Origin of the sequence: Agarivorans sp. QJM3NY_30 (assembly GCF_050870855.2) — a bacterium.
Classification (GTDB): Bacteria; Pseudomonadota; Gammaproteobacteria; order Enterobacterales; family Celerinatantimonadaceae; genus Agarivorans.
In genome coordinates, this window is record NZ_CP194038.2 from 3,006,105 (window position 1) to 3,018,796 (window position 12,692).

The window sequence follows — 12,692 nt, forward strand, 5'->3', positions numbered from 1 at the left end:
TAGGTCGGTATGGTTATTCCGGCCCTCCCCCCTCGGTGAGATCTAGTCGCGATTGGCGAACCCACGGCACTAACCTTTAATTAGGATGGTGCAGCGGTGTATTTAATCATGTCCTAAGCATCATCCATGACTTGGATGAAACCATGCAAAACCCAAAAACCATTATTATTGCTCAGTTCCTCATTTCATTAATGATGGCGTTCTTAATGACCGGCATTTTCAGCTTTATCGAATTAGGCTTTAACGCACAATGGCTGAGTATCTGGCTCGAGCGTTTCCTACTGGCCTGGCCGATTGCCTTTTTACTTTCACTGGTGGTCAGTAAAGTTTCCTTTGGTATTGCCCTGAAACTCACGACCTCGCGCGAAACCTGAGGCAGGCTGCTCACAAGCCAGGACAACAGCGTTTTTGGCATGCCGGCAGGCGAATGAGATTGAACCAGCATCCGCCTGCTCAGAAGCTAAATTTAGTCCACGAGTTGCTGATAACGCTCGGCCAGGCGCTGTTTCAATGCGTTTAGCATGCTGCGTTCTATTTCCTGTTCCAATTCGTCGCTATCGTCATCCACCAACAAACTCTCGATGGTGGCCATCAGTGATAACAGCAAGTGATGATTTTCAGCATCCCAGTACCATTGGTCAGCGTCCTGCAACAGGCCAATTAACTGGGCTCGCTGGTTGAGCAACTCACTCAGTTTCAATTGACACTGCGTATGGTAAGCGGCGCTGTTGGTTAGCTGCTCGGCGAGCTCTGCTAACCAGACCGGATCCTGAGCTTCAAACATGCAAAAACAGCGTGACCAGTCATTTTTATCTTCAATCGCCTGTAATAAGCTTTCTAAGGAATGGGGCTGGTGACTTTGCGGCTGCTGAACCTGTACATGGCCGTGACCATCGCAGTGATAAACGGGCGCTAAAAACGGATACTGCTGCAAGTGGGCCACCGGATCTTCAATCTCGGCGGTACTGGCAAACCGCGAGTCCATGGCCGAGCGCTGGGCTTGATTAAGCTCACTCAGCATTTGCTCGATCCGCCTGAATAAGGGAGCCCCCAGCTCACAACCGGCAAACCGTAGCTCGGCTTTAAGGGTGGGAAGTAGCTCCAACAGCGCCGCGATTTGCGCACTGGCAGCGGCTTGCCCGGGGTTTTGCTCATTCATATTTTTTCACCCTTAAACGATATTCGGCATAGGGATGGGCCGACACCTGAATCCTGATCCAAGTGTGCGGCTGTTCCACCAGCACATGGTCTCCCTCCGCCTGTTGTTGAGCTTGGTAGCCCTCACCTCCAAGCGAGTAGCCAGCGTCCCCCTCCAGTGAATCGATGGCAATCGAGAATTGATCGCCCGCAAAACCAAGGATGAAGTATTGGTTTTCGTGCTCGCCCCCCACAATATCCTGAACCTGAAAGGGCTGGGCCGGCGACTCGATATTCAGGTAATAGTAATCTCGGCTCAGCCCTTGAACATGACGTAACAGCTGGGTATCGGCGGCCGACAACGGCCAGCTTGCCACGCTAAGTAAGGCCACCAGCAATCCACTGCATAAACAAGCGTTCATGATTTAACTCCCAAATAACACGTATTGTTGCGGCGTTTCAAAAAATTGCAGCGGATTATCACCATCCGGCTGCAGCTGCAGCGCATTGAGGATCCAGTTATCGATGGGTGGCATGTAGTTTTCATCCACGCTCAGCTTCAGCCCGTCCAGCCAAATGCCGACCTCGGGATCTGAAGCATGTTGCAAGATATTTTCAAGCGCCACCGCACTATGCCAATGGGTTTCATCCATAACTATCACCTCACTAATCATACTTTCGCGAAACTTCGCCAGACTGGGGATGACGATGCTGCACATTAAATCCTGCACATTATTCGGCTGAATTTGTTGCCAATCGAGTTGCTCGTTGTAGCGCAGATAGTGACAGAACAGCTGCACAAAGGCAGCCAGTGCCTGTGGCTCCCGAGTTTTACTCAGGATGAAAAAAAACGGTTTGCCGGCTTCGTAGATCAAGGGATTATAAATAAGCTCTTGCGCTTGACCTTGGCTCAGCTTGAGCATGATGCTTTCACATAATGCCGACTCCGCCAGCAACTGAGCCAGTGGTGCCTGCCAAAAGGCGTCTGGCTCCAAGCAATCGTCAATCGTGAGGTTATCACTCAACTCGAAATGCTCGTCCGCTGCAGCATCGGCTTGCTCCGACCCGTATTGATGGCGAAAACACCCCACTGGCTGGCCATCTTTGAGCCATTGCAGCAGCTCGCGGATTGGCTTTAGTTTGGAAGAATATGGCGCACGAAAATGTAACTCGGCTTCAATATCTTTGAGCAGATATGCGGCTTGTTTGAGAAGATTTGCTTGACTCTGTATCAGACTCACCGCGGTTCCTTATTCACTCACGCTCCATGAAACCCTGATTTGGGCTGACTAAAGCCAACGGCGGCCTCAAACACTAATCATAAAGACAGAGCACTAAGCTTGCATTGATTTGACCCCGCAAGCTGCTCACACCAAGCGTCACTGGCCGTTTTAGCTTTGCCAGAGCTGCCGATAGAGAGCTTCAAATTGCGGCAATACTGCCTCTGCAGAATAATGCTGTGCCACTACAGTTTGCCTCGCCCGAGCGCTCAACGCATGCTGTAGCTAAGTGCTATGCTGCCACTCCAGCAAACATTTGACCCCGCAAGCTGCTCAAACCAAGCATCACTGGCGGTTTTAGCTTTGCCTGAGCTGCCGATAGAGAGCTTCAAATTGCGGCAATACTGCCTCTGCAGAATAATGCTGTGCCACGGTTAGCCTCGCCCGAGCGCTCAACGCGTGCTGTAGCTGGGTGCTATGCTGCCACTCCAGCAAACAATCCCGCCATTGGCTGCGCTGAAATTGCTCAAATAGGAAACCATTCACCCGATGTTGGATTAACTGACCCAAGGCGCCCACATTGGTGGCCATCACCGGGATCCCCCGCGCCATGGCTTCGAGCGCCGCTAAGGGTAAACCTTCGTGGCGCGATGGCATGCACAATAAGTCGATATTCGCCCAATGATTGCTCATGGAAGATTTTCGGCCATGAAAGACGAGGTTTGCTAAAGGGGGGAGATTTGCCTGTTCAAACCAGTCGCCTTCCCCATACACCGCAAAATCAAACTGCGGCAGCGCCTTGGCCAAGTCATAGAAACGATCGGGACCTTTCACCTGAGTTAAGCGCCCAACCAAAGCGATGGTCGGGCTGCGATTCACGCTTGCCAGGCTGGCCCTTGCTGCGGGTAACTCAACAAAGTTATTGATGACTTGACAAGACGCCGCCACCCGGCTGGCGATTGACTGGCTCACCGCAATGCGTTGCTGCGACAGCCACGCGCTATAGCGATCAGCAAAATCATACAGCGCTAAACGACCCTGGCAGGCTTCACCCGCATGAAAACTGGACACCAACCTGATGGGCTGAAACAGACGCACCAAGCGAGCAACAATACTGGCCTTGTAGCCATGACTATGCACCACACAAGGCGAATAATCATTCAACGCTCGGCGCAGTGTTCGTATCGAACCATCCAACACCAGCCAAGCCACCTGATGCTGATTAAGCTGGGCCAGCATCGGATGGTCTGGTTGATAGGCGCGCCACAATACCACACAAACCGGATGCCTGCGCTTGGCCAAAGCCTGAGCTAAATTGACCACGTGGCTTTCAATCCCGCCAACCGTTTGGCTGTCGATAAACAGCCAAATCGCCTGAGTTTGCGGGGGAGTATCACTGCTTCGATAAGTTTGCATCGGCGCGACTCAATTAAAAGTTAAAAGTCAGGGTTTGTGTCCCAAACTCAGCCAAGCTCAGCTGCTGCTGAACGCTGCTCACATTTCCCGAAGACAACTGCCATATTTCGGCAATTAACAGCGAAGCATGGGCCGGTACGGTCAATTGCAGCGCCATTTGCGAAGCGCTGATTTGGCCTCGCCATAAACAAGAGCTGTATTCTATGCTGCCACTGTCGGCATTTTTCCAGTGAGTGCAAATATTTAGATAAGCACGCTCGCCTTGCGAATAGGGGTATCGAATGTTCAGCTGCCGCTGCTGCTGATTAACAAAACTAAAACTCTCGGCAACCTGGAGCTGCTCAAGGCTACTCACCACAGGCGCAGGTTCTGGGCTGGGCGCCGGTGGCTCGACGATTGATGGCTGCTCTACTGGTGCAGGTTCAATCGGCGCTGCGGGCTGCTCGTTATTCTGATTATTTGCAGGGGCGCTGTCACCGCCACCACCACAGCCCACCATTAGTAAACTGGTCGCCAAGATTGAGCTATAAAACAGTCGGTTTGTGATTTGTGTAAAGCCTGTCATGTTACTTCCCCTCTTGTTGATAAATTAACTCGCTACGCGCATTTTCTAATAAGTACCAGTCACCACTTTCTAAACCTTCGCTTTGTGCATATTGCAAAAACTGTGGATAGGCATCGGCAACGCTGACTCGCTCGAAGGGATACTGCCAGTTATAGGGCACAATAATCGCCCAGGGCAGGCCATTAGCAGTTTGGTAATAACTGCCCGAAGATGGATTTGAACTGTCATCGAAACTTCCCCAAAGGCTATCGCTGGCTTGGGTACTTGGGCTTTGATTTTTCACATGCACTTCTAAACCACGCGCTGGCGAGTCACTAAAATAGGGCTCGCGGGAATGTTCGGTAGCAAAAATAAAAGGGTCAAACGGCGCACTTGGCAGGCTCGCCAAATCAAGCCCTTCAAGCAAGGGTAAATGCACTTTAAAATGGAGCTGCCCCGCCCCTTCACAATCGCTTTGAGTTTTGTAAAAATCACATTGATTTTGCGGATTAATGTACTGGCGCACATCACTCGCAATAATCGCCACAATCTCATCACTGGCTTCGTCAATTACGCTGTGTGCTTGCAGCTCGCCATTGATTTCAAAACGGATGGTAGCCCTGTCGAGCAAACTTTTAGCGAGGCCCGGAATACGAATGGCAAAACCATTGTGGAAGCTGGCACCCACCGCCCGCACCTCACCCTGCAACTCAATACGGGCGACCTCTGCATTGTTAAAGCTAAGCACTTTGGTTTGCAAATTCACCACTAAATCGTTCAGATCGTAGTCGCCCGCTGCGGGCCAGTTGTCTTCAAAGGCAACCGTGGCATAGCCATCGGCACTGGGGTAGTAACTCACCTGAGTCGCCGCATCCCCCACATAAATTTGATAATCTTCTACCTCTCCGTCCGGCGCCCCGCCGGTGGCTTGCACCCCAGCGACCGAGCTAACTCTAAAACGAGCCCAACGCTCGCCACTGGTATAGCCTTCGGGGATAGAGACCAACAAAGACTGAACACCGGGATCCACCGCTTGGTCATTCAAGATCTGCTCTTGAGCGTCAAATACACCGTTCCCATTGAGATCGATCCAGCCATTCAAATAGCCTTCGCCAGAACTATCCACTTGCAGTACAAAATCTAAACCCACCTGCAAAGCGGTAACAAAGGCGATGCCGTCTTCATCATCCAACAAACGAGAACTGTCATCGCTGGCCGGATAAACATAGGCATCCATTTCCCCATCCACCCGCTGACCGAGGCGAATGCCGTCAGCCACCAACTGGTGTCTGGCGCCGTTTTCGGCCAAACGGGTGCCAAAACTTGACGGTGCATCGCCAAAGTCGATGTTGGCATCATCTTCCGCGACAATTGGTGCGATGGCGCAACGCGCACCATCGTTATTACTCGAAGCGGGGCCCTGGGCATATCGCAGTGCGGTAGGCTGTGCTGCACTAATGTCGATTTGAAAAATTAAACCATCACTATTACGGCTAATGTAGAGATTACCGTCTACATCAAAATACACCGCGCCAAAGGTGCCAGTTTGGCCGACCGTTGCTAACGACTGGCTGCTACCATCGTTGGGATCAATCCGCCATAACACCCCCTTATTATCAACGCTATACAGCATGCCGTTGTCGGGATGAAAGGCCATATCAAAGATCCGCAGGTTTAGCGCGGCCCCATCAACGATCCGTTGCATATTCAAATAGTCAGCCTCATTGGGGGCTAAAGACACCCGGTACAGACCACGATCCCCCCCACTGCGATACAAATAGTGGGCGTTTTCATCCACCGCCACATCTCCCACATAAAAATTCACCTGACTATCGATGCCATTCCAATTCAGACTGAGCGGCTGCAGCTGATAGTCGTCACCAATTTTGGCCAGCGTTTGATGTTGGTAACTCCAGGCGTAGAGGTGATCGTCATGCAGGTTAAAACCGATAGCGTTTAGTTTGCCGCTGGTCCCCATATCAGAAGAGAGGGTTTGGTAATGACCAGTGGCTAAATTCACACCAAAGAGCTGTGCAACGTTTTGCTGCACTAAAAATGCCTGCGTCGGGCAAGTTGAGAATGCCGCCCCATAGCTACTCATTGGTGAGCAGAGCAAGGCCAAGGCGAGAGGTTTCCAAGGTTTCATAATCCATCCTGTCTGTGCTGAGTGAGATACCGATAGCCCTTGGATAGCAAAAGCCAAGCCAGATCCATAATGACCTGATTTAACTAGATATTACTCGGATTTATAAAACAATATTCAGTTAGCCTGAAGGTAGATTCGCAAACTGCAAAAACCAGCATAGCTGAAACTTGCTTGGCCATTTGACGACGATTTAAGCGGAATTAAACAGCCAAACCAAGCTTAAGTCGAGTCCAAGCGTTAAGCCTTATAGACCCAAATTAACACTGAGGCCTTCCTTAAGCCTTAAGCGCTAGAAGCTAGAAGTTAGAAGTTAGAAGTTAGAAGTTAGAATTAAACGTGGGGCTTCCCTGAACCCTAAACCTTAGACCTTGGGCGCTGGCAACTAAAATAAAAGTGGGGACTCCTTGAGTCTGAGCCTTAAGCGCTAGAAGGTAGAATTAAATATGGGGACTTCCTTGGGCCTTAAACCTAAGACCTTAGGCGCAGAAAGCTAGAGTTGAGAATAGGGCCTTAATACCAATCTAATTCATTATGTGAGCAAGTTATGGCGCAGAATAAATCTGCCAATAACGAGCAATGAAGCGCAGTCACCCGTGACTATAATTACCATATACATCCATCGCTTAGCGGTAATTTAGGCGAGTAAGAATGAATAGATAATTCCTTAGATTGGTATAAGCCTTCGACATTGCGGCCCCATGAGCGAGCCGCAGAATTGAACCATCAAGCTTTATTAAAATACCATCGAGGCTTAAAGCTCGGCCTCATCCCAAGTCTGTTTTTTACGGTAAATGGTGGATGGACTCACATCTAACAGCTCTGCGGCTTTGGGGATATTGCCATCACAATGAGCGATGGCATGCTCAATCGCCTCTTTTTCGGTGATCCACAGCGGCTGTATTTGGTACTGGCTGCCATGATTGCTCGATGGTTCACTGGTCGCCACTTCCTCCGCATGGCGACCATCGGCACCAATCGCGCCTTCCGGAATTAATTGATTCAGCGGCGGCGGCAACTGGCTGGCTAATACTTCTTTACCATCGTGCAATACGCAAATATTGCGGATCACATTTTGTAGCTGCCGAACATTACCCGGCCAATCATAATTGCTGATGATGGTCGCGCTTAAGCTGGAAAAACGTCGAAATTGCTTGCCTTCTTCCTTGGCATAGCGGCGCAAAAACTGTTGCGCAATAGCTGGTACATCCAGACCCCGGTCACGCAGTGGCGGTAAGTGGATCGGCACCACATATAAACGGTAATACAAATCTTCCCGAAACCGACCCGCTTGCACCTCTTCCCAGGGATCGCGATTGGTCGCACACAAGAAGCGCACATCAACCTGCTCTTCCTGACTGCCACCCACTTTTTGAAAACGACCGGTCTGCACAAATCTTAATAACTTGGTTTGCAGATCCATGTCCATTTCACCGATTTCATCGAGAAACAGGGTGCCACCATTAGCCTGCGCAGCTGCCCCTTGCCGGGCCGAAGAGGCACCAGTAAAAGCACCTTTCACATGACCGAAGATCTCGCTTTCCATGAGATCTTTAGGAATAGCACCGCAATTAAGGGCAATAAAAGGTTTATCGGCCCGCTGTCCCTGTTGATGGATGGCCTCGGCGCAAACCTCTTTACCGGTGCCACTTTCGCCAGTAATAAACACCGTTGCCTTACTGGCGGCCACCGCTTCAATCATTCGATAGACATTCTGCATCGCCAAGCTGCCACCAATAAAGCCATGGAAACGCTCACGCCCAGCGTCCGCCTGATAGTCCTCGACTAAGGATTTTAGTTTATGTAATTTCAGCGCATTGTTTACCGTTACCCGCAAGCGACTGGCGTCGAAGGGTTTTTCGATAAAGTCCACCACCCCCAAACGCATCGAATCGACCGCCACATCGACCGAGCCGTAGGCGGTAATAATAATCACCGAAGTTGGCAGGCTGCGCTCTACCATCCATTCTAAAACCTGCATGCCACTCATATCGGGAAGATTGAGGTCAAGCAACATGACCTGCACCGATTGCTTAGAAAGAAATTCGATAGCTGCACCACCAGTGGCGACTCGTTCAAGTTTAAGCTCGTCTTTACTGAGATAAGCCTGATAGGTGGCGGCCAGTGTGGCACTGTCTTCCACCAACAAAACCGAGGCTTTCATATCACTTCCCATGTACCGTCCTCAACTTGCTAAGTTTTGTTCATATTGTTTAATCGCATTCATGGTTGCGCCAAGCACCGCATCAAGCTCGGCGACAGGCGCTTTTAAACTTGCCGCATCGCCGGCCTTGGCGGCCAATTCAATAGCTAATGCTAACTGGCGTACTTTTTCTCCACCAAAGGTTGCGAGGTTGCCCTTCATGGTATGTGCCGCCAGCGCCAACTGCTCAAACTGCTGTCCGGCAAACGCCTCTTTAATGGCAAGCGCTTGCTGCTCGGTTTCCTGATAGAGCAGCGACAACATCACAGGCAAAGCCTCCATCCCCGCATCTTTAACCAGTTGATCCAAAACCTTAAAATCGATCATTGGCAAAATAGGATCGCTCTCAGGCTGAAGCGCAGTATCGCTTTGCTGGTCTTGATTTAATAATGCAAGGGGCTGCTCCACCGTGCACGCAGAAGGCTTAACCTTATCCGCTTCGAGCTTTGAAGCATGAAACCATTGGATTAGTTTAGCCCGAAGTAAGGCAATGTCGATAGGCTTAGTGATAAAATCATTCATACCTGCGCTAAAACAAGCTTGTTTGTCTTCGGCAAAGGCATTGGCGGTCATCGCAATAATCGGTGTATTTTGGTTGAGTCCAGCGTGATTACGAATCTCCCGCGTTGCACTAACACCATCCATCACCGGCATTGCCATATCCATTAAAATCACATCGAAGTGCTGCTGTTGGCATCGCTCTACCGCTAATTGACCATTTTCAGCACAATCAAGTTGCTGCACCACATCTTTGAGCACTTGGCTTACCACGGTGCGGTTCATCGCGCTATCTTCCACTAACAAGACTCTGGCGGTGAGTGCATCTAAATGCTGGTGCGGATCCAATACATCTTCGAGCTGAACCGCAGGCGCCGCGCGACCTTTGAAAGGAAACTCAACACAAAAAGTGGTGCCCTCCCCAAGCTGACTTTCCACGGAGATCTGCCCGCCCATTTTCTCAACCAACTGTAAGCTAATCGCCAACCCCAATCCAGTTCCCGAATAACGCTTGGTTGAACCACTCTCTACTTGATAAAACTCTTCAAACAAACGTGCTTTGTCTTCGTCACTAATCCCGATCCCAGTATCTTTTACCTGCAATACTAAGCCCTTATGCTGGCTGCGGTGTAAAGCCAGACTCACCCCGCCTTGCTGGGTGAATTTAATCGCGTTACCCATTAAGTTAAATACAATTTGACGAAAACGCAGGGGTTCACCGAAGTATTCCGACATAACCTGTGAGTCAACATCGAGTTTAAAGCTGAGAGATTTTTGTGCCGCGGTGGTACTAAACAATTTAACGATGCTTTGCAGCACCTTCACCGGAGAAAACCATTCGTTATTGAAGTCTAATTGGCCCGCTTCAATTTTGGAGAAATCTAAGACATTGTTCACTAAGGCCATCAGAGTATGGCCAGCTTCATGACCAACATCCACGAAACTTTGCTGTTCCGCACTCAACTCTGTTTCCTTCAAGATCTGATACATATTGATAATAGCATTCAAAGGAGTGCGAATTTCGTGACTCATGCTTGCTAAAAAACGGCTCTTGGCAAGGCTGGCAGCTTCGGCATCGTGTTTCGCTCTTTCCAGAGACTGTTCAACCGCTTTTTGTTCACTCAGATCGGTAAAATGTGCGACATAATGGCTTGGTTTTCCTTGGCTATCTTTGACTGAGGATATGCTTAACCACTCTGGTAATAATTCACCATTTTTACGTCGATTGACAATTTCACCAGACCACTCTCCCTGTTCGCGGATCCCCTGCCACATCTGTTCAAAGAAAGCCTTGTCATGCTGACCAGAGCTTAATAAAGAAGGTTGTTGTCCAATCGCTTCCTCGGCCGAATAACCGGTAATATGAGTAAAAGCTTTATTCACGCGAACAATCTTAGAGTACCGATCGGTCATAAATATCGCTTCATTAGCATCGAAGGCACACGCGGCCAGTTGCAACTCTTGCTCAGTCCGTTTCTTGTCGGAAATATCCCGCATAAAGGCAGTAAAAATAGTGTTATCGCCCAGCTCCACCGCACTGATGGTCAACTCAGCCAAAAACTCATGTCCCTCTTTATGCAAGGCTGGCAACTCTAAACGCTGGCCAAGTACTGGCGCTTCACCGCTTTCTCGAAAATGCTGCATACCCTTGCGATGCGCCTCACGAAAAGCCTTCGGTACAATAAATTCCGCCAGCTCTTGGCCAAGCATCTCATCACGGCTATAGCCAAACATCCGCTCGGCACTCTGGCTAAATTCCAGCACGTAACCATAGCGGTCGGTGGTGATCACTGCGTCCATCGCCGAGGCGATGGTCGCGCTTAGCATCGACTGATTCTTCTCTAATTCCAAGGCCAGTTGCTGCTGCACATTAATAGCTTGCTTAAACTCAAGATGAGATTGCTCCAAGGCTGCCGACATCTTATTGAAGGCACTGGCAACTTCAGAAATCTCATCATGACCTTTGACCGCCAATTGAAAACCTGGCCCCACCTGAGCAATGGTTTTTGCGGCATCCCGTAAGCCACCCAACTGGCGCGTTAAATAGGTCCCCAACAAAAAGGAAAATAACGCCACTAACGCAATTTCCAATACCGCAATGCCAACCCCAAATGAACTCGCTTCACTAATCAAACCATGCAGACCATGGTCATAAATGCCCACATCAATTTCACCGTATAAGTGATTGGCGGCCATGACTTCAATGTGAGTATTAAATACCTTGTGGACATGGTCTCCCAGTTCAGGATTATTGGCTGGGTCTTCATTGGGATCGGCCCCCGACTGAGCCAAAACGCGCTGCTGCTCATCGCGAATAATCACATAGGCCACATCACTCTGCGAAGCGAATTCTGAGGCAAGGCTATCGAGGGTAGCGATATCTGTGGTGATCAGCGCATTTTTAGTACTTGAGGCGAACAAAGTGGACATCATTCGCCCATGTTGTTCAACTTGCATCTCATTGGAGTCGTAGAGCCAACCAATGCTGCTATATACCAAAATCGCTAATAGCACTGATTCGATTAAGGCGACCCCTAATACGGTTTTTGCTTTAAAGCTCAATGCCATCGCAATTTTATTCCTCAAGTCACGCTATTTAGTGATAGGGGTTCCAATATTTAGTTGGCGTACGTCATCCCAATCTTGGTCCTTAGCACTGACAAAACCGTCGATATTCAATTCGGCGAGTAAGAGTTGATCATCCGGTTGTTCAGCGAGCCCTATCAGCGCTTGCTGTACTGCGGAACTGACCGCCGGAGCCACTCGCGGATGAACAGCGATGGCGTGGGGAGTAAAACCAGCTGACGTCCAAAGGATCCTCAACTGTTTTGAAATTTCTGGATCGATGCTGGCAAAGGTTCGAGGAATACCGCCACCTGCCGGATATAAACCCGCAGCAACCGCCCGATAAACCGAATCGTGAGAGCCCACATACTTCGACTTGAAGTCTAATTGTTGTTGAGCTAAATAACCTCTTATCACCACACTGGCAGCGAAAGCTTGCGGTGCAGGGAAAGCCAAGGAGTCGCCCGATAATTGCGCAATATTTTGGATCTCACTATCGGCCCTCACCACCAGGATCCCCTGCAGCGTTTTATCCTTTGATTTAGCCAAGGCTTGATAACCAGGATTGGCTGAAAACACCTGATAATGGTAGGGATTCATATAAGCAAAATCATAGTCGCCGTTAGCTAAGCGTTGCTCAAATTCAGGAATGCTCGGCGCGGTTTTAAACGTTAAGGGATAGCCACTGGCAAGACTCACCGCATCCAGCAACGGCCCCCATTGCTCTACCAAACGAGTCGCTGATTGCTGCGGCACAATACCAAAAGAGTAAGTTTTTTGTACCGCTTGTGCATTTAAAGAAAACAGCACAACTAACAGCAGACACAGTAATAATAGGGTCGCTTTAAGCTGAACCTTACGTTGTGCCCAGTACCGTTTTCCCTTTAACACTAAGGGTTTTTCTGCTGGCTTTTGCTTGGTCAAGTTTTCCGTCACTCCATCGACGATTTGTATATTCGAAAACAT

Annotated in this window: 10 protein-coding genes; 1 reads left to right on the top strand and 9 read right to left on the bottom strand. The window is 49.6% G+C overall.

Annotated elements, in window-relative coordinates; all coding sequences use genetic code 11:
* Nucleotides 1–143: 143 nt before the first annotated feature.
* The gene (locus ACRRSX_RS13640) at nt 144–374 is read left to right on the top strand and encodes a DUF2798 domain-containing protein (RefSeq protein ID WP_432452636.1); all 231 of its coding nucleotides are present in this window, start codon (nt 144–146) and stop codon (nt 372–374) included.
* 92 nt (nt 375–466) lie between these two features.
* Here the strand turns inward: ACRRSX_RS13640 and ACRRSX_RS13645 are convergent, their stop codons facing one another.
* The 9 genes from ACRRSX_RS13645 to ACRRSX_RS13685 form a co-directional block, all read right to left on the bottom strand.
* Nucleotides 467–1,159 carry a hypothetical protein gene (locus tag ACRRSX_RS13645; protein ID WP_432452635.1) on the bottom strand — a complete coding sequence of 231 codons (693 nt, stop codon included), beginning with the start codon at nt 1,157–1,159 and terminating at the stop codon, nt 467–469.
* Entirely contained in the window at nt 1,152–1,559 is a 408-nt protein-coding gene (locus ACRRSX_RS13650; RefSeq protein WP_432452634.1) for a hypothetical protein, read from the bottom strand. The genes ACRRSX_RS13645 and ACRRSX_RS13650 overlap by 8 nt, the downstream gene beginning before the upstream one ends.
* Nucleotides 1,560–1,562: 3 nt before the next feature.
* Nucleotides 1,563–2,378 (bottom strand): hypothetical protein, encoded by an 816-nt coding sequence (locus ACRRSX_RS13655; protein WP_432452633.1) that lies wholly within the window; start codon nt 2,376–2,378, stop codon nt 1,563–1,565.
* Between the two features lie 336 nt (nt 2,379–2,714).
* A complete protein-coding gene (locus ACRRSX_RS13660) occupies nt 2,715–3,773 on the bottom strand; it encodes a glycosyltransferase family 4 protein (protein WP_432452632.1) in 1,059 nt (352 codons plus the stop codon).
* Between the two features lie 13 nt (nt 3,774–3,786).
* A complete protein-coding gene (locus tag ACRRSX_RS13665) occupies nt 3,787–4,338 on the bottom strand; it encodes a hypothetical protein (RefSeq protein WP_432452631.1) in 552 nt (183 codons plus the stop codon).
* A gap of 1 nt (nt 4,339) precedes the next feature.
* On the bottom strand, nt 4,340–6,463 hold the full coding sequence (locus ACRRSX_RS13670; protein WP_432452630.1) for an LruC domain-containing protein: 2,124 nt from the start codon (nt 6,461–6,463) through the stop codon (nt 4,340–4,342).
* A gap of 751 nt (nt 6,464–7,214) precedes the next feature.
* Nucleotides 7,215–8,624, bottom strand: coding sequence for a sigma-54-dependent transcriptional regulator (locus tag ACRRSX_RS13675; protein WP_432452629.1), 1,410 nt, complete (start codon nt 8,622–8,624; stop codon nt 7,215–7,217).
* 21 nt (nt 8,625–8,645) lie between these two features.
* Complete coding sequence (locus ACRRSX_RS13680; RefSeq protein ID WP_432452628.1) at nt 8,646–11,729, bottom strand: PAS domain S-box protein; 3,084 nt, start codon at nt 11,727–11,729, stop codon at nt 8,646–8,648.
* 24 nt (nt 11,730–11,753) lie between these two features.
* Complete coding sequence (locus tag ACRRSX_RS13685) at nt 11,754–12,692, bottom strand: phosphate/phosphite/phosphonate ABC transporter substrate-binding protein (protein ID WP_432452627.1); 939 nt, start codon at nt 12,690–12,692, stop codon at nt 11,754–11,756.